This is a genomic window from Pelagibacterium sp. H642 (assembly GCF_031202855.1).
Taxonomy (GTDB): Bacteria; Pseudomonadota; Alphaproteobacteria; order Rhizobiales; family Devosiaceae; genus Pelagibacterium.
Window position 1 is genome coordinate 1,848,657 of record NZ_CP101829.1, and the last position, 17,130, is coordinate 1,865,786.

The window sequence follows — 17,130 nt, forward strand, 5'->3', positions numbered from 1 at the left end:
AGGATTGCATAATTCGAAAATAAAATGCAAGTATCCAATTCGCGCCAAGGGATATTGAGGCAGCCTTAGTGACGAGTGACAGCCGACGATTGCTCAAATTTGCGCAGAAGGCCAACTTCAGTCGGCGGGGATGGTGTCCGGCAGGGCCAGGGGGGATTTGGCCTTGAGAGCCCCGATCAGGTGTTTGCGCATGGCGTAGGAGGCGGCCACGATATCGCCTTTTGCGAGCAATTCGATGATCTCAAGGTGCTGGCTGCATTGGCCGTAGAGTCGGCGCCGGTCGACGCGGGAGCGGTATTCCATCAGCCGCCGCATGCGATTGACCCGCACCAGGGCTTGGTGGAAAAACGGATTGCCCGAGAGCTTGATCAGTTCCTCGTGAAACGTCGCTCCGCGTTCCATCAAGCGTTCGCCCGGCAGCTTTTCTATGTCGGTTTCGAGCATTTTCGACTGCTGGCGCTTGAGTTCATCGAGCACCTTGCGATCGAGATGGAATGTGGGTTCGAGCAGGGCGGCCGGCTCGATCACCATGCGAAAGCGATAGGCCTGTTCGAACGCTTCGGGCGTCTTGGCCACCGGCAGGAGATTCCAGCCATAGCCGGGTTTGGGTTCGGCCCAGCCTTCGCGGGCCGCCCGCATCAGGATATCGCTGAGCTGGGCCTTGGTCAGCCCGTAACGTTCCTTGAGCATCTGTTCGGTGACTTCGGCCGGCAAGCGGTCGGACAGCCAGTCATCGGCCATGCGCTGATAGGTGTTGGGCGCTTCGAAAGGCAATTCGCGCGTGGCATTCGCGGCGGCCTCGGACACCGGCTTGAGCCGCGCGAAAAACCCCTTGTGCGGCTCCTGGACCGCGTAACCCTCCGCTGCCAGCAATTGCAGCGCTTCCCGGACTGGCGAGCGCGAGACGCTGAACCGGTCGGCGAGTTTTTGCGCGCTCATATGCTCGCCTTCGGCGATGTCTCCCGCAACAATGGCATTGGTAATGGCCTTTGCGATCTGCAGTGCCAGCGCTGTCGCCATCGATATTGACCTCCCGATGCGATGCCGGTCGTTCGGCGGAATGCAAAAGATTGCACCTATTTATTCAAAAAGCCAGCAATCCGAAGGCAAGCGCTGGGTCAGTCGCTGGATCTAGCATCTTTTGTTCGGACAAAAGGCAATCAGCGCCGCCACAAATACACTGTGCGCCACCGTATGCGGGATGAGGGCTGGGTGTCCCATTACCGCCATATTGCGGCGTTTGGTAAGAAGGGTCCCCGCCAGGACTTGTTTCACCGCCGCTATGCCGCCATAAAGCCAAGGCGTGGCGGGCGCGTTTGGGGAACGGGGTGAACTCCGGGCGCGTTTTGGCAGCATGAGAGATGGTGGAGCCGATATGACCGGAACCTTGCAAAGACCGTTGGGCCTGGTGCTCGCGGCGGTGTCGCTTGCTGCCCTTGCGGCATGTTCTCCCAGCAATTTCGGCCGCTCCGCGCCGAGCACCCCGACCCCGACACCGCCCCAGCCCGCTCCGATCCAGCCGGTGCAGACGGGCAATGTCCAGACCACCGATCTGCCGCCGATCGCGGGGACCAGCACCATCGAAACGACGCCGACGCCTTCGACCGTGCCGGGAAACACCGCCGCGCTCGATACCGGCACGACGCCGGCTTCGGGCCCGGGGTTCGTGCTCGACGATGTGGGTGCGCCGGGCAACACCACGGCGGGGCGCGATCTTTCCGGACCCACCACGATGGAGCAACTCCTGGGCGGCTGGACGATCCTTGTGGGGGCGGAGCAATGCCGGCTCAACCTCACCTATACGGCCAAGGGGGCGACCGGCCGCTACCGTGCCTCGACCCCGGCCTGCACCGAGCCGACGCTGGCGACGGTTACCGCCTGGCAATTGCTGGGCAACCAGATCCAGCTCTACAATGAAGCGGACGAGTTGATCGGCACGCTGCTGAAAAGCGGCAACCGGTTCGTGGGTACCCTCTCCGGAGGCCAGGCCATTTCGTTGGTCGGCTGATTTTGACGGGGGGAGAAGGAGCCGGGGGCTCGATCCTGGATGTCTATGCCGAACTGGTGATCTCGGGGCAAGTCAAACCCGATGCCGCGCAAAAGCAGGCGGTCGAAAAGCTCCAGGCCGTGGCCGAAGGGCTCGACAGGCTCGAAGCCCAGTCGGGGTCGGTGATTGCGGCGCTGTTCCGGCGCAAGCGCGAAGCCCCCAAGGGACTCTATATCTGGGGAGACGTGGGGCGGGGCAAGACCATGCTCATGGACTTGTTTTTCCAGACTGTGCCGGTGGAGAACAAGCGGCGCGTCCATTTCCACGAGTTCATGAACGAGGTGCATGAGGCGATCGCCAGGTTTCGGGCCGAGAACCCGGGAACCAAAGGCGCGCGCGATCCCATTCCTGCGGTGGCCCGGCCCATCACGCGCTCGGTGCGGCTGTTGTGTTTCGACGAGTTCTTCGTTTCCGACATCACCGACGCGATGCTTTTGAAGCGCCTGTTCGAGATCCTGTTCGCGGATGGCGTGGTGGTGGTGGCGACTTCCAACATCCCCCCTGAAAAGCTTTATTGGAACGGGCTCAACCGCCAGCTCTTCCTGCCCTTCATCGACCTGCTCGAAAGCCATGCAGAGGTTTTCAACCTCAATGCGGCGACCGACTACCGGCGTGAAAAGCTCGATGCGCAGGAGGTCTATCATTTCGGCACCGGTCCGGAGGTCGATGCCGCGATGGACCGGCTGTTTGCTCACCTCACCGGTGGGGCCGAAGCCCGGCCCGATGCCATCGAGAGCCTGGGGCGGGTCATCTCGGTTCCCGCGCACGCCATGGGGGTGGCGCGGTTCGACTTCGCCGATCTGTGCGAACGCCCCCTTGGCGCGCGGGACTATCTCAAGATCGCCAATGCCTATCATACGCTGATGGTCGAGCACGTGCCGGTGTTCTCGCGCCTCAAATCGGATGCTTCGAAACGCTTCATCCTCCTGGTGGACACGCTCTATGACCGGGGGGTGAAACTGGCGGCGAGCTTTGCCGCGCCGCTCGATGAACTGGCGCAGGACGACAAGACCCGATTCGAATTCGCCCGGTGCCTGTCGCGGCTCGAAGAGATGCGTTCGGCCGACTATATCGCTCAGCCTTTGCGGCAGCAGAGGTCGATTTAGGAACCTTCCGTAGCAGGGAAACTGTCAGCATTGCAGACGTATTTGACGGTACCCTGAACGAAACATCCGAATTTTCGGGCGTTAGACGAAGGGTTCACTTGCGCCTTTTTGTCACAAGGGCTATGGAGGGCGCGAGGAAAAACTTACTTTACCTATAGGGAAACTTGCTCATGGCGCGTAAGAAAATCGCTCTGATCGGCGCGGGTCAGATCGGGGGAACGCTGGCACATCTGGTGGCGCTCAAGGAGCTGGGTGATGTGATCCTGTTCGACATCGTCGACGGCGTGCCGCAGGGCAAGGCGCTGGACCTGGCGCAGTCGGGGCCAGTGGAAGGCTATAACGCATCCCTTAAAGGTACGTCCGAATACAAGGATATCGATGGCGCCGATGTGGTGATCGTCACCGCCGGCGTGCCGCGCAAGCCGGGCATGAGCCGCGACGATCTGCTCGAGATCAATCTCAAAGTCATGGAGCAGGTGGGCGCGGGCATCGCCAAATACGCGCCCAATGCATTCGTCATCTGCATCACCAATCCGCTCGACGCCATGGTCTGGGCGCTGCAGAAATTCTCGGGCCTGCCGGTCGAAAAGGTGGTCGGGATGGCCGGCGTGCTCGATTCGGCGCGCTTCCGTCACTTCATCGCTGAGGAACTCAATGTCTCGGTTCAGGATGTTACGGCGTTCGTCATGGGCGGACATGGGGATACCATGGTGCCCCTGGCGCGCTATTCGACGGTTGCCGGCATTCCGCTGCCCGACATGGTCAAGATGGGCTGGATGAGCAAGGACAAGCTCGACCAGATCATCCAGCGCACCCGCGACGGCGGCGCCGAGATCGTAGGACTTTTGAAGACCGGTTCGGCCTTCTATGCGCCCGCCGCGTCGGCGATCGAAATGGCCGAATGCTATCTCAAGGACAAGAAGCGGATTTTGCCTGCCGCCGCGCACCTTAACGGCCAGTTCGGGGTCGACGACATGTATGTCGGCGTGCCGGTGGTGATCGGGGCGGACGGTGTCGAGCGCATCGTCGAGATCGAGCTCAACGCCAGTGAAAAGAAGATGTTCGACGCCTCGGTCGGGGCTGTCGACGGGCTGGTCGAGGCCTGCAAGAAGATCGCGCCCAAGCTGGCCTGATCGATCGAGCCCGGAGGCAATGTCTCCGGGCCTTTTCTCGTCTGGCGCCATCGCGCCTCGGAACGAACACCCAAGCGAAGGGTTCGACACACGATGAACATTCACGAATACCAGGCCAAAGAGCTGTTGAAGGGGTTTGGCGCACCGGTGGCCAAGGGCGTGCCCATCACCGGCGCCGACCAGGCCGAAGCGGCGGCCAAATCGCTGCCCGGACCGCTTTACGTGGTCAAAAGCCAGATCCATGCAGGCGGCCGCGGCAAGGGAAAGTTCAAGGAACTCGGGCCTGATGCCAAGGGCGGCGTGCGGCTGGCGCGTTCGGTGGACGAGGTCGTCGCCAATGCCCGCGAGATGCTGGGCAATACCCTGGTCACCGCCCAGACGGGCGAGGCGGGCAAGCAGGTCAACAGGCTCTATATCGAAGACGGTGCCGACATCGAGCGCGAGCTTTACTGCTCGCTGCTGGTCGATCGCTCGGTCGGCCGCGTGGCGTTCGTGGTGTCCACAGAAGGCGGCATGGATATCGAGCAGGTCGCCCATGACACGCCCGAAAAGATCGAAACCATCGCGATTGATCCCGAAGCGGGGGTGACCGAAAGCGATGTGGCGCGGATTGCCGCGGCGCTGAAGCTCGAGGGAGCTGCTGCCGAGGACGCCAAGTCGCTGTTTCCGGCGCTCCATAAGGCGTTCATCGAAAAGGACATGAGCCTGCTCGAAATCAACCCCTTGATCGTCATGACCGACGGGCATTTGCGGGTGCTGGACGCCAAGGTCTCCTTTGACGGCAACGCGCTGTTCCGTCACCCCGATATCGCGCAGTTGCGCGACGAGACCGAAGAGGACGCCAAGGAGATCGAGGCCAGCAAATGGGACCTCGCCTATGTGGCGCTCGACGGCAATATCGGTTGCATGGTCAATGGCGCCGGGCTCGCCATGGCGACCATGGACATCATCAAGCTCTACGGCAAGGAGCCGGCCAATTTCTGTGACGTCGGCGGGGGCGCTTCCAAGGAAAAGGTCGCCGCGGCCTTCAAGATTATCACCGCCGACCCCAAGGTGGAGGGCATTCTGGTCAACATCTTCGGCGGCATCATGAAGTGCGACGTGATCGCCGAGGGCGTGGTCGCAGCCGTCAAGGAAGTGGGGCTCAAGGTGCCGCTCGTCGTCCGTCTCGAGGGTACCAATGTCGAACTTGGCAAGAAGATCCTCAACGAATCGGGGCTGGCGATCACCGCTGCCGACGATTTGGACGACGCCGCCCAGAAGATCGTCGCCGCCGTGGCCTAAGCGCCGCAATCAGCCACACGGAATTTGAGCTCGAAAGACATATGTCAATTCTCGTCGACAAGAACACCAAGATCCTCGTGCAGGGCCTGACCGGCAAGACCGGCACCTTCCACACCGAACAGGCGCTGGCCTATTACAACACGCAGATGGTCGGGGGCATTCACCCCAAAAAGGGCGGAGAGACCTGGACGGGAGCGGGTGGGCACGAGCTGCCGATTTTCGCCACCGTGGCCGAAGGCAAGGAAAAGACCGGCGCTGACGCTTCGGTCATCTATGTGCCGCCGGCCGGGGCCGCCGATGCCATCATCGAAGCGATCGATGCGGAAATTCCCTTTATCACCTGCATCACCGAGGGCATTCCGGTGGCCGACATGGTCCGGGTCAAGGCGCGGCTTGAAAAGTCCAATTCGCGCCTTCTGGGCCCGAACTGCCCCGGTATCCTGACGCCTGAGGAATGCAAGATCGGCATCATGCCGGGCTCGATCTTCCGCAAGGGCTCGGTGGGTATCGTCTCGCGTTCCGGCACGCTGACCTATGAAGCGGTGTTCCAGACCACCAATGAGGGGCTGGGGCAGACGACGGCGGTGGGGATCGGCGGCGATCCGGTCAAGGGCACCGAATTCATCGACGTCCTCGAGATGTTCCTGGCAGATGATCAGACCGAATCGATCATCATGATCGGTGAGATCGGCGGCTCGGCCGAGGAAGATGCCGCTCAGTTCCTGATCGACGAGGCCAAGAAAGGCCGCAAGAAGCCGATGGCTGGGTTCATCGCCGGGCGCACCGCGCCCAAGGGGCGGACCATGGGCCATGCGGGCGCGGTGGTTTCTGGCGGCAAGGGCGATGCCGAATCCAAGATCGCCGCGATGGAACAAGCGGGCATTGTGGTTTCGCCTTCGCCGGCACGGCTGGGCATGACGCTTGTGGATGTGTTGAAGGGCTAGGTGTTTAAGCCGACCGGCCGGGACCCCATGTTGGGATCGGTTAACCCAAGCGTAGGTTCGGGCCGGTCATAGTTCCAACCCAATTGGCGGCCCAAACCAAGGGCAGGTTGGATTTTTACCCGGGGGATCGGGACCCCCAATCGAGAGTGAAATGGCACGACAGGACCAGAACGAAACGTTCCTCCTCACCTCCTTTCTGTACGGCGGCAACGCCGATTATATCGAGGCGCTCTACGCCCGCTACAAAGCCGATCCCAAAAGCGTCGATCCGAGCTGGGCAGAGTTCTTCTCCAACCTTTCCGACAGCGCCGATCAGGTGAAGCAGAACGCGGACGGCCCGAGCTGGCAGCGGCGTGACTGGCCGCGCACGACCAATGGCGAACTGGTCTCGGCGCTCGACGGCGATTGGGGTGCCGTGGCGGTCAAGGCCCAGAAGGCGGTGAGCGAAAAGGCCAGGGCCTCCGGTCAGGAGGTTTCGCCGCAAGCCATCATGCAGGCGACCCGCGATTCCATTCACGCCATAATGATGATCCGCGCCTATCGCATGCGCGGGCATCTGCATGCCAATCTCGATCCGCTGGGGCTGGAAACACGCGAAGAAGCGCCCGAGCTCGATCCGGCCACCTATGGGTTCACCGAGGCCGACTACGACCGCGAGATCTTCATCGACAATTATCTCGGGCTGGAATCGGCGACCGTGCCGCAGATGCTCGAAATCCTCAAGCGCACCTATTGCGGCACGCTTGGCATCGAATTCATGCACATCTCCGATCCCGAGGCCAAGGCCTGGATCCAGGAGCGGATCGAAGGCCCGGACAAGGAAATCAGCTTCACCCCCGAGGGCAAGCGCGCCATCCTCAACAAGCTCGCCGAGGCCGAGGGGTTCGAAAAATTCCTCGACGTCAAATATACCGGCACCAAGCGGTTCGGGCTCGATGGCGGCGAAGCACTGATTCCGGCGCTCGAACAGATCGTCAAGCGCGGCGGCGCGCTGGGGGTCAAGGATATCGTCCTGGGCATGGCCCATCGCGGCCGGCTCAATGTTCTGACTCAGTTGATGGCCAAGCCGCACAGGGCGCTGTTTCACGAATTCAAGGGCGGCGCCTTCTATCCCGACGATGTCGAGGGTTCCGGTGACGTCAAATATCACTTGGGCGCTTCTTCGGACCGTGAGTTCGACGGCAACAAGGTGCATCTCTCGCTGACCGCCAACCCGTCCCATCTCGAGATCGTCGATCCGGTGGTGCTGGGCAAAGCGCGCGCCAAGCAGGATCAGCTTTCGGCCATTGACGGGCGGTTCGTGCGCGATACGCGGGACACCAACCGCATGGCCGTGCTTCCGCTGCTGCTCCATGGCGATGCCGCCTTCGCGGGCCAGGGCGTGGTTGCCGAATGCTTCGGGCTTTCGGGGCTCAAGGGGCATCGGACGGGCGGGTCGATCCACTTCGTCATCAACAACCAGATCGGGTTTACGACGAGCCCGCACTTCTCGCGCTCTTCGCCTTATCCCACCGATGTGGCCAAGATGATCGAGGCGCCGGTGTTCCACTGCAATGGCGACGATCCCGAAGCTGTGGTCTATGCCGCCAAGATCGCCACCGAGTTCCGCCAGAAATTTGGGCGGCCGGTGGTCATCGACATGTTCTGCTACCGCCGGTTCGGGCACAACGAAGGTGATGAGCCCAGTTTCACCCAGCCGCTGATGTACAAGGCGATCCGCGGGCACAAGACGACGCTGGAAATCTATGGGCACAAGCTCATCGACGAGGGCGTGGTATCGGCCGAGGAATTCGAGCAGCTCAAGGCCGATTGGCGCACGCGGCTCGAAGGCGAGTTCGAGGCGGGGCAGGATTATCGCCCCAACAAGGCCGACTGGCTCGACGGCGCCTGGAAGAACATCAAGCTTGCCGAGGTGGACGGGCCGCGGCGCGGGGTGACCGGGGTCGAGATCGAAAAGCTCACCGGGCTGGGCGAGAAGCTGTGCGCGGTGCCGCAGGGCTTTCACGTCCATCGCACGGTGCAGCGGTTCCTGGACAACCGCAAGAAGATCATTACCGAGGGCGAAGGGATCGACTGGGCAACCGCCGAAGCGCTCGCCTTTGCCACCCTGCTCGACGAAGGCCATCCGGTCCGCCTTTCGGGTCAGGATGTGGAGCGCGGCACGTTCAGCCAGCGCCATTCGGTGCTTTACGACCAGGAAAACGAATCCACCCATACTCCGCTCAACAACCTAGCCGACGGCCAGGCGCGCTACGAAGTCATCAACTCGATGCTGTCCGAAGAGGCGGTGCTCGGGTTCGAATACGGCTATTCGCTGGCCGAGCCCAATGCGCTCACCATCTGGGAGGCCCAGTTCGGCGATTTCGTCAATGGGGCGCAGGTGGTGATCGACCAGTTCATCGCGGCGGGCGAACGCAAATGGCTGCGCATGAGTGGGCTGGTGATGCTGCTGCCCCATGGCTATGAGGGCCAGGGCCCCGAGCACTCCTCGGCACGCCCGGAGCGCTTCCTGCAGCTTTGCGCCGAAGACAATATGCAGGTACTCAACTGCACGACGCCGGCCAATTATTTTCACGCCCTGCGCCGGCAACTCAAGCGCGACTTCCGCAAGCCGCTGATCATCATGACGCCCAAATCGCTGCTGCGCCACAAGCGGGCGGTGTCCGGCCTGCGCGAGCTGGGCCCCGATACGTTCTTCCATCGCCTGCTCTGGGACGATGCGGAAACGCCGGGCGTGCCCAAGACCGAGGTCAACCTTGTCGGCGACGACAAGATCCGACGTGTCGTGGTGTGCACGGGCAAGGTCTATTACGACCTGCTGGAAGATCGCGAAAAGCGCGGCATCAACGATGTCTATCTGATGCGGCTCGAACAGCTCTACCCGTTCCCGGCCAAGGCGCTGATCGATGAACTCAGCCGCTTCCGCAATGCCGAGATCGTCTGGTGCCAGGAAGAACCCAAGAACATGGGCGCCTGGAGTTTCGTTCAACCCTATATCGAGTGGGTGCTCGAGCAGATGGGGCAGCCCGGGGCGCGTCCGCGCTATGTGGGCCGGCCGGCATCGGCTTCGACCGCGACCGGGCTGATGCGCACCCATGTCGCCCAGCTCCAGGCGTTCCTGGACGAGGCCTTCGAGTAACAGTGTTTTGCCGCTGCCCGGCTGTCAGTGCCGGGTCCACGCGCTGCGAGAAAGGATATAGCAGATGTCCACTGAAGTCCGGGTTCCTACCCTTGGGGAAAGCGTCACCGAAGCGACGATCGGGCAATGGTTCAAGAAGGTGGGGGATGCGGTTTCGGCCGACGAGCCGATCGTGGAGCTGGAAACCGACAAGGTGACCATCGAAGTGCCCGCCCCGGTGTCGGGCACGATCGAAGCCATTTCGGTCAATGAAGGCGATACGGTCGAAGTGGGTGCGCTGATCGCGGCGATCGCCGCCGGCGCCGCCCCTGCCAAGCAGGCCGAAGAGCCCAAGGCGGAAGCGGCCAAGCCCGCCGAGGCGCCCAAGCCCGCCGAAACTCCGGCGCCCGCCGCCAAGACCGAAATGCCCCCGGCCCCTTCGGCTGCCAAGCTGATGGCGGAGCGCGATGTCGATCCCTCTTCGGTCGAAGGATCGGGCAAGCGCGGCCAGGTGCTCAAGGAAGACGTGTTCAAGGCACTCGAGCGCACCAGCGCCCAACCGGCGCCTGCCACCGCTCAGCCGGCCCAGACGCGCGCACCCTCAAAGCAGGAGGATGCAAGCCGCGAGGAGCGGGTCAAGATGACCCGGCTGCGCCAGACCATCGCCAAGCGTTTGAAGGACGCCCAGAACACCGCCGCCATGCTCACCACCTTCAACGAGGTGGACATGAAGCCGGTGATGGATCTGCGCAATTCCTACAAGGAGCTGTTCGAGAAAAAGCACGGCGTCAAGCTCGGCTTCATGGGCTTTTTCACCAAGGCCGTGGTGCATGCTTTAAAGGAGATCCCGGCGGTCAATGCCGAGATCGACGGCACCGACATCATCTACAAGAACTTCGCCCATATCGGGGTGGCGGTGGGGACCGACAAGGGGCTCGTGGTGCCGGTGGTGCGCGATGCCGATCAGATGACCATCGCCGAGATCGAAAAGGAGATCGCGCGGCTGGGCAAGGCGGCGCGGGATGGAGAGCTTTCGATGGCCGACATGCAGGGCGGCACCTTCACCATTTCCAATGGCGGCGTCTATGGTTCGCTGATGTCGACCCCCATCCTCAACGCCCCGCAATCGGGTATTCTGGGCATGCACAAGATCCAGGAACGCCCGGTGGTCGTGGGTGGTCAGGTGGTCGTGCGGCCGATGATGTATCTGGCTCTGAGCTATGACCACCGGATCGTCGACGGCAAGGAAGCGGTGACGTTTCTGGTCCGCGTCAAGGAGAGCCTCGAGGATCCGCAGCGTCTGGTGCTCGATCTTTAAGGGCGATGGCGGGGTGCCAACCCTGCCGTTTTGGCGGGTCGTGTTGAGCCCGAGGAGATGGTGTTGAACCTTGAATTGACGCTTGCGGTTTGGTCGGTGTTGATTTTGTTCATCCACATCGGCCTCCAGGCTGGATTTCTGACCCGCGACCTGGGCAGTGCGTACAATGCCGGACCCCGCGACGAACGGCGTGATCTGAGCGTCGTGGGCGGGCGCGCCGAACGGGCGTTGCGCAATTTTCTCGAGACCTGGCCCGCCTTCCTCGTCCTGGCGCTGGCGGCGAGCGTTGCGGGGATATCGAACTGGCTCACCCAATGGGGGGCGGGGCTCTATCTGGTCTTCCGCCTCGCCTACATCCCGCTCTACCTCATGGGCATACCCTATCTGCGTTCGCTGGTGTTTACCGGCGCGTGCATCGGACTACTTCTGATGTTTGTGGGGATCGTCTTCTGATCCCCGCATCGGGAATATTTCATGTGACTTCGCGCCAAGGCGCGGCAGCCGAGAAGGACAAGGCATCATGGCCGAAACTTTCGATCTCACCATCATCGGCACGGGGCCGGGGGGCTATGTCTGCGCGGTGCGTGCCGCCCAGCTTGGCATGAAGGTGGCTGTCGTTGAAAAATGGCCGAGCTTTGGAGGCACCTGCCTCAATATCGGCTGCATTCCCTCCAAGGCCCTGCTGCACGCCTCCGAACTTTTCGAGGAGGCCAGCCACAGCTTTCCGCAATTGGGGATCGAGGTGGGCGCGCCCACGCTCAACCTCTCGGCGATGATGGCGCACAAGGACGATACGGTGGCGTCAAACACCGGCGGCATCGAATATCTGTTCAAGAAGAACAAGATCACCGCCTTTAAAGGCACCGGAAGGATCGTCGCCGCCGGCAAGGTGGCCGTGAGCGGCGATGACGGGGTGACAACCGAGATCGAAACCAAAAACATCGTCATCGCCACCGGTTCGGTTTCGGCAAGCTTGCCGGGGATCGAGATCGACGAGGAAAAGATCGTCACCTCCACCGGGGCGCTCAAACTCGACAAGGTGCCCGGGAACCTGTTGGTGATCGGGGCCGGCGTGATCGGGCTGGAACTGGGCTCGGTCTGGGCGCGGCTGGGGGCCAAGGTCACGGTGGTCGAGTTCCTCGACCGCATCCTGCCGGGCATGGATCTCGACGTTGCCAAGCAGTTCCAGCGCATGCTGGGCAAGCAGGGGTTCGAGTTCAAGCTGGGCACCAAGGTGACGGGCATCGAAAAGACCGATGCCGGGCTTAACGTCACGATCGAGCCGGCCGCCGGCGGGGAGGCGACGACGCTTTCCACCGACATCGCCCTGGTCGCCATCGGACGCGTGCCGTTCACCGAGGGGCTGGGCCTCGAGGAGATCGGCGTCGAGCGCGACAAGCGCGGGCGGGTGGTGACCGACGCCCACTACAAGACCAATGTGGAAGGCATCTATGCCATCGGCGACGTGATCGCCGGGCCCATGCTGGCGCACAAGGCCGAGGATGAGGGGATCGCGGTGGCCGAAATCCTTGCCGGCCAGGCCGGGCACGTCAATTACGGCGTGATCCCCGGCGTCGTCTACACCAATCCCGAAGTGGCATCGGTGGGCAAGACCGAAGAGGATCTGAAGGCCGAGGGGATCGAATACAAGGCCGCCAAATTCCCCTTCACCGCCAATGGCCGCGCCAAGGCCATGCTGGCGACGCAGGGCTTCGTCAAGATCCTCGCCGACAAGGCCACCGACCGGGTGCTGGGTTGCCATATCGTGGGCAAGGGGGCCGGCGAAATGATCCACGAGGCGGCCGTGCTCATGGAATTCGGCGGTTCGGCCGAGGATCTGGCCCGGACCTGCCATGCGCACCCCACAATGAGCGAGGCGGTCCGCGAAGCGGCGCTCGGGCTGGGCGACGGGTCGATACATATTTGATCTCACGGGCCGCTCCGCGAAAGCCATGAATCCGCCCTATGGCTTTCGCTGGCCCTCCGATGGGGCGGCGAAAACGTTCGCCGGGGTTCTCGGCTTTGCCTCGTTCTCTTTGGCCTCGCGGGCCGCACCGCGAAAGCCATGACGGGCTAGAACCGCCCTATGGCTTTCGCTGGTCCTCCGGCGGGGCGCGCGAAACGTCGCGCGGGGTCCTCGGCGTTGCCTCGTCCTTTTTGGCCTCACGCGCCGCACCGCTTGCGGCAGCGCATGAGGCTTGCTTTGTCTCTGCCGGTTACTGGATCCCGGCTCTTCGGCCGGGATGACCTGGCGTTTGTGGTTGCCAAAAGAAAGGGCCGCATCGGGGATGCGGCCCTTAGGTTTGGTGAATGATCCGCTCACTCATTGTTTGGTCGCGTGTCCGAACCGCAAAACCAGTTTCCGTCCCCGGCCAAGCCGGGGACATGCTTTTCACGCTCCTACGGGTTGTAGGTCACCGTGCCGGCATCGTAGGCGGCGCGGCAGTCGGTGGCGTCGGCCATCAGGTTGGCGTTCCGGAGTTCGGAGGCGCCGCCGCGGCCCTGGAAGCGGGGATCGTCGCAGACGCCGTCATTGGCCGAGGCGCTGGAATCGTCACCGAAATTGATGCGGAAGTCCTCATCGGACCCGGCATCGCCCTCAAGGGTCACCGTGCCATCCTCATAGGCCGTCGAACAGTCGGTGGCATCGGCCATCAGGTGGTCGTCAAGAGCAACGCCCACGCCCGAACCGGTAAAGCGCGGGTCGTCGCATTCGCCGTCATTGGCCCAATTGCCCGAATCGTCGCCGAAATCGATGTCGTCGACGACGATGGATTCTCCCGACCCTTGGTTTTCATCCAGCGTGACGGTGCCATCCTCATAGGCTGTGGAACAGTCGGTGGCATCGGCCATCAGGTGATCGTCCAGAGCCACGCCGACGCCCGAGCCGGTAAAGCGCGGATCGTCGCATTCGTTGTCCAGCGAATAGGTGCCCGAATCGTCGCCAAAGTCGATGCCATCGATCACGATGGGATCCCCGCCCGCTGCGCCGGTCTCACCGCTAAAGGTGACTTCGCCGGCCTCATAGGCGTTGCGGCAATCGGTGGCGTCGGCCAGTTCGTGGCTGGTGAGGCCGCCGCCGAAACGGGGGTCGTCGCATTCGCCGTCATTGGCCCAGGTGCCCGAATCGTCGCCGAAATCGATGTCGTCGATCGAGATTTCGCCGCCGGTGTCGGTGCCCGTCTCGCCGCTATAAGTGACATCGCCGGCTTCGTAAGCGGCCTGGCAGTCGGTGGCGTCGGCCAGCTCATGGCTGGTGAGCGCGCCGCCGAAGCGGGGATCGTCACATTCGCCGTCATTGGCGAACGAGCCGGAATCATCGCCGAAATCGATCTCGCCATCGGTGGCGCCGGTTTGGGTGTCGGCCTCTCCGGCGGGCGTGTAGGTCACTTCGCCGGCTTCATAGGCATTGCGGCAGTCGGTGGCATCGGCCAATTCGTGGCTGGTGAGGGCGCCCCCGAAGCGCGGGTCGTCGCATTCGCCATCATTGGCCCAGTTGCCAGAATCGTCGCCGAAGTCGATTTCGCCGTCCGTGACGCCGGCGTCCGCGCTCTCCTGGGGCGCAAAGGTTACCTCGCCGGCCTCATAGGCGGTGCGGCAGTCGGTTGCGTCGGCCAGAAGATGGCTTTCGAGGCCGCCGCCGAAGCGCGGGTCGTCGCATTCGCCGTCATTGGCCCAATTGCCCGAATCATCGCCGAAATCGATCTCGCCTTCGGCCGGCGCCGCAGCGGTTGCCGGAGCGTCGGGGGCAGGGGCGGGCTCTTCGGTTTCGTCTTCGGCGACAAGGGTGACCTCGCCGGCTTCGAAGGCGGCCTGGCAGTCGGTCGCATCACGCATCTCGTCGACCGGGCTGAGCACCATGGCGGCGCCCGGGCCTTCGAAGCGCGGGTCGTCGCATTGCTGGTCGTTGGCGAAGGTGCTCGAATCGTCGCCGAAATCAATGTCCTGGGAGAATGCCGGTCCGCCCAAGGCAAGTCCAAGGGCAAGCACGGCGCCGCCCATCATCAACCCGGTTCTTTTCATGAGATTGGTCCCTCTTCGCGGCTAGCAATTGCCGGTTGCGTGGTGAGACGAGTGAACAGCAAAATGCCGCAAATTACCAGTGCGGTTCCGGCACCGTGGATCGCCGTAAAGGGTTCGCCCAGAACGATAATGGCCAGAATGATGGTCAAAATCGGGGAGATATTGCCGAAAACCGCCGTCCTTTCGGCGCCGATCGAGCCGATGGCGGCGGCGATCAGCAGCACCGGCGCGACGGTGGCGGCGAGCGCAAGGGCAAGGAGAATCCAGAAGGTGTCCGGCGCGATCGCCAGGGCGGAAAACGGATGGGTCCAAAAGAAATGGACCAGCACCATGACGCCCGCCGCCGTCATGGCGATGGCGGTGAACAGGCGCGGCCCGAGCACGTCGATCAGCGGCTTGGCGAAAAGCTGATAGAGCGCATAGGCCAGGGCGCTGGCGAGGGCGAGCGCGGTGCCGGCCAGAACCGTGTCGCCCTCGATCACCATGTCATGGCCGAAGATGATGGCGATGCCCAGATAGGCGAGCAGAGCGGCGCCGATCACCGGGGCGGTGAGGCGCCGGCGGAACAAGACCGCGCCCAGGACCAGGACGATGAAGGGGTAAGTGAGCAAAACCAGGCGGTTGAGCTGGGCGGTGATGAGGTCGAGGCTGAGAAAATCGAGAAGGCTCGCGCCATAATAGCCCATGATGCCGATGAGCACGGCGCCGAAGACCGATCGGGGCGGAACCTTTTCATTGGCATGGCGGCCTTTTCCCCGGCGGCGGTCGCGATAAGCGAGGAGGCCGAAAGCGAGGAAAAACGGCACGGCCAGGATCATGCGCCAGGCCAGAACCGTAAGCGCATCAAGGCCCTGGGCGTAGGCGAGTTTGACGAAAATGCCCTTGGTGGCAAAGAGGGCGGCGCCGAGGGCGGCGAGGGCCAGGCCGATGTTCTGATCGCGGAGGGGGGAGGGGGGCATGGTGTGCATATCGGCCATAAAGGGGTGTTGTCAGGCTATAGAGCGTGTCCAGCAAAAGTGGAACGGTTTTGCGTTCGGGCACGCGACAAACAATGGGTTGGAACCGAGGATTTGATGCAATTCAAATCCTGAACGGTTCCCGCAGCAAATTCACACACGCCAAGACGGCGTTTACGACCGCGGATGTGCGGAGCGATAGGCTTCGAGCAGGCGTTCGCCGTCGATATGGGTGTAGATCTGGGTGGTCGAGAGCGAGGCGTGGCCCAAAAGCTCCTGGATGGCGCGCAAATCTCCGCCGCCGGCCAAAAGGTGGGTGGCAAAGGAATGGCGCAGGGCATGCGGGGTCGCCGAGGCGGGAAGCCCGAGCGCGCCGCGAAGCTCTTCGAGCCGAAGCTGGATGAGGCGCGGGCTCAAGGGGCCGCCGCGAACGCCGCGGAACATGGGGTCATTGGCGCCGACGGCGAAGGGGCAGAGGCGGAGGTAATCCTCGATGGCGGCGCGGACCGGGGCGATCAGCGGGACGAGGCGCACCTTGTTGCCCTTGCCCACGACCCGCAGCGCCGAGCCGTCGAGATCGGCGCGGGTCAGCGCCAGGGCTTCCGAAATGCGCAGGCCGGCGCCGTAGCAAAGGGAGATGACCGCCACGTCGCGGGCGGCGATCCAGGGGCGAACTTCCATCTCATGGGTGGCCGGGCCGACCGCTTTGGCCTCGGAGGCCGAAAGCGGTTTGGGCAGGCCACGCGGCAATTTGGGGGTGCGCACCACAGAGAGCGCTTCGAGGGCCATGACGCCTTCGCGTTCCAGATATGTGAAGAAGGATTTTACCCCCGAAAGCGCGCGGGCGAGGCTGCGCGAGCCGATATCAGCGCGGCGGCGGGCGGCAAGGAAGGCGCGCAGATCGGCGGGGCGAAGCTGTTTGAGATCGCCAAGGTCGACAGTGCCGCCGATATGGGCGGAGAGAAAGGCCATGAACTGGTCGAGATCGCGGCCATAGGCCTCAACCGTCTTGGGCGAGAGGCGCCTTATGGTTGCAAGCTCGCGCTGCCAGGCGGTGACGTGGCTGCGCAGGGGGGCGGAAATGGCAAAGCCGGTATCGGTCATGGCGGCCAGTCTAAGCGCAAAGAGGTTACCAAAACGGGGACTGGCCGAATCGCGCCAGCGCACTATGTTAGGCGGCCTGATCCCGTTTCGTTCGCTT

14 protein-coding genes are annotated in these 17,130 nt (G+C 62.9%); 10 read left to right on the plus strand and 4 right to left on the minus strand.

All coding sequences use genetic code 11. From position 1 onward, the window contains the following. Nucleotides 1–117: 117 nt before the first annotated feature. Nucleotides 118–1,020: a GntR family transcriptional regulator gene (locus NO934_RS09130; protein WP_309159647.1), complete on the minus strand. Its 903-nt coding sequence runs from the start codon at nucleotides 1,018–1,020 to the stop codon at nucleotides 118–120. Between the two features lie 355 nt (nucleotides 1,021–1,375). Here NO934_RS09130 and NO934_RS09135 point away from each other — a divergent pair, with 355 nt between their 5' ends. The 9 genes from NO934_RS09135 to lpdA all read left to right on the plus strand — a co-directional run bounded on the left by NO934_RS09135 (nucleotide 1,376) and on the right by lpdA (nucleotide 12,877). Continuing rightward, the gene (locus NO934_RS09135; RefSeq protein WP_309159648.1) at nucleotides 1,376–2,008 is read left to right on the plus strand and encodes an AprI/Inh family metalloprotease inhibitor; all 633 of its coding nucleotides are present in this window, start codon (nucleotides 1,376–1,378) and stop codon (nucleotides 2,006–2,008) included. Between the two features lie 2 nt (nucleotides 2,009–2,010). Beyond that, nucleotides 2,011–3,153 (plus strand): cell division protein ZapE, encoded by a 1,143-nt coding sequence (gene zapE / locus NO934_RS09140; RefSeq protein ID WP_309159649.1) that lies wholly within the window; start codon nucleotides 2,011–2,013, stop codon nucleotides 3,151–3,153. Nucleotides 3,154–3,323: 170 nt separating this feature from the next. Next, nucleotides 3,324–4,286 (plus strand): malate dehydrogenase, encoded by a 963-nt coding sequence (mdh, locus tag NO934_RS09145; protein ID WP_309159650.1) that lies wholly within the window; start codon nucleotides 3,324–3,326, stop codon nucleotides 4,284–4,286. Between the two features lie 93 nt (nucleotides 4,287–4,379). Beyond that, the gene (gene sucC / locus NO934_RS09150) at nucleotides 4,380–5,570 is read left to right on the plus strand and encodes an ADP-forming succinate--CoA ligase subunit beta (RefSeq protein ID WP_309159651.1); all 1,191 of its coding nucleotides are present in this window, start codon (nucleotides 4,380–4,382) and stop codon (nucleotides 5,568–5,570) included. A gap of 41 nt (nucleotides 5,571–5,611) precedes the next feature. Further along, nucleotides 5,612–6,514: a succinate--CoA ligase subunit alpha gene (sucD, locus tag NO934_RS09155; protein ID WP_309159652.1), complete on the plus strand. Its 903-nt coding sequence runs from the start codon at nucleotides 5,612–5,614 to the stop codon at nucleotides 6,512–6,514. Between the two features lie 151 nt (nucleotides 6,515–6,665). After that, a complete protein-coding gene (locus tag NO934_RS09160) occupies nucleotides 6,666–9,653 on the plus strand; it encodes a 2-oxoglutarate dehydrogenase E1 component (protein ID WP_309159653.1) in 2,988 nt (995 codons plus the stop codon). Nucleotides 9,654–9,717: 64 nt separating this feature from the next. Continuing rightward, on the plus strand, nucleotides 9,718–10,950 hold the full coding sequence (odhB, locus tag NO934_RS09165; RefSeq protein ID WP_309159654.1) for a 2-oxoglutarate dehydrogenase complex dihydrolipoyllysine-residue succinyltransferase: 1,233 nt from the start codon (nucleotides 9,718–9,720) through the stop codon (nucleotides 10,948–10,950). A gap of 63 nt (nucleotides 10,951–11,013) precedes the next feature. Further along, on the plus strand, nucleotides 11,014–11,403 hold the full coding sequence (locus NO934_RS09170) for an MAPEG family protein (RefSeq protein ID WP_309159655.1): 390 nt from the start codon (nucleotides 11,014–11,016) through the stop codon (nucleotides 11,401–11,403). Nucleotides 11,404–11,470: 67 nt separating this feature from the next. Next, nucleotides 11,471–12,877 (plus strand): dihydrolipoyl dehydrogenase, encoded by a 1,407-nt coding sequence (gene lpdA / locus NO934_RS09175; protein WP_309159656.1) that lies wholly within the window; start codon nucleotides 11,471–11,473, stop codon nucleotides 12,875–12,877. A gap of 473 nt (nucleotides 12,878–13,350) precedes the next feature. On the opposite strand, the gene NO934_RS09180 is transcribed toward lpdA, so the two are convergent. Continuing rightward, complete coding sequence (locus NO934_RS09180; protein WP_375143243.1) at nucleotides 13,351–14,787, minus strand: hypothetical protein; 1,437 nt, start codon at nucleotides 14,785–14,787, stop codon at nucleotides 13,351–13,353. On the opposite strand from NO934_RS09180, the gene NO934_RS20645 reads away from it, so the two are divergent. Beyond that, entirely contained in the window at nucleotides 14,738–14,998 is a 261-nt protein-coding gene (locus NO934_RS20645) for a DUF3693 domain-containing protein (RefSeq protein ID WP_375143244.1), read from the plus strand. The two genes, NO934_RS09180 and NO934_RS20645, sit on opposite strands and share 50 nt — an antisense overlap. On the opposite strand, the gene NO934_RS09185 is transcribed toward NO934_RS20645, so the two are convergent. Both NO934_RS09185 and NO934_RS09190 read right to left on the minus strand, forming a co-directional pair. Next, nucleotides 14,970–15,950 (minus strand): DMT family transporter, encoded by a 981-nt coding sequence (locus NO934_RS09185; protein WP_309159658.1) that lies wholly within the window; start codon nucleotides 15,948–15,950, stop codon nucleotides 14,970–14,972. The two genes, NO934_RS20645 and NO934_RS09185, sit on opposite strands and share 29 nt — an antisense overlap. 153 nt (nucleotides 15,951–16,103) lie before the next feature. Then, nucleotides 16,104–17,033, minus strand: coding sequence for a tyrosine recombinase XerC (locus tag NO934_RS09190; protein ID WP_309159659.1), 930 nt, complete (start codon nucleotides 17,031–17,033; stop codon nucleotides 16,104–16,106). Nucleotides 17,034–17,130: the final 97 nt, after the last annotated feature.

Bases quoted from the DNA above. Each gene is read 5' to 3' on its own strand.
- NO934_RS09130 (WP_309159647.1), bottom strand. From the start codon at position 1,020: ATGGCGACAGCGCTGGCACTGCAGATCGCAAAGGCCATTACCAATGCC.
- NO934_RS09135 (WP_309159648.1), top strand. From the start codon at position 1,376: ATGACCGGAACCTTGCAAAGACCGTTGGGCCTGGTGCTCGCGGCGGTG.
- mdh (WP_309159650.1), top strand. From the start codon at position 3,324: ATGGCGCGTAAGAAAATCGCTCTGATCGGCGCGGGTCAGATCGGGGGA.
- sucC (WP_309159651.1), top strand. From the start codon at position 4,380: ATGAACATTCACGAATACCAGGCCAAAGAGCTGTTGAAGGGGTTTGGC.
- sucD (WP_309159652.1), top strand. From the start codon at position 5,612: ATGTCAATTCTCGTCGACAAGAACACCAAGATCCTCGTGCAGGGCCTG.
- NO934_RS09160 (WP_309159653.1), top strand. From the start codon at position 6,666: ATGGCACGACAGGACCAGAACGAAACGTTCCTCCTCACCTCCTTTCTG.
- odhB (WP_309159654.1), top strand. From the start codon at position 9,718: ATGTCCACTGAAGTCCGGGTTCCTACCCTTGGGGAAAGCGTCACCGAA.
- lpdA (WP_309159656.1), top strand. From the start codon at position 11,471: ATGGCCGAAACTTTCGATCTCACCATCATCGGCACGGGGCCGGGGGGC.
- NO934_RS09180 (WP_375143243.1), bottom strand. From the start codon at position 14,787: ATGCGTGATGCGACCGACTGCCAGGCCGCCTTCGAAGCCGGCGAGGTC.
- NO934_RS09185 (WP_309159658.1), bottom strand. From the start codon at position 15,950: ATGGCCGATATGCACACCATGCCCCCCTCCCCCCTCCGCGATCAGAAC.
- NO934_RS09190 (WP_309159659.1), bottom strand. From the start codon at position 17,033: ATGACCGATACCGGCTTTGCCATTTCCGCCCCCCTGCGCAGCCACGTC.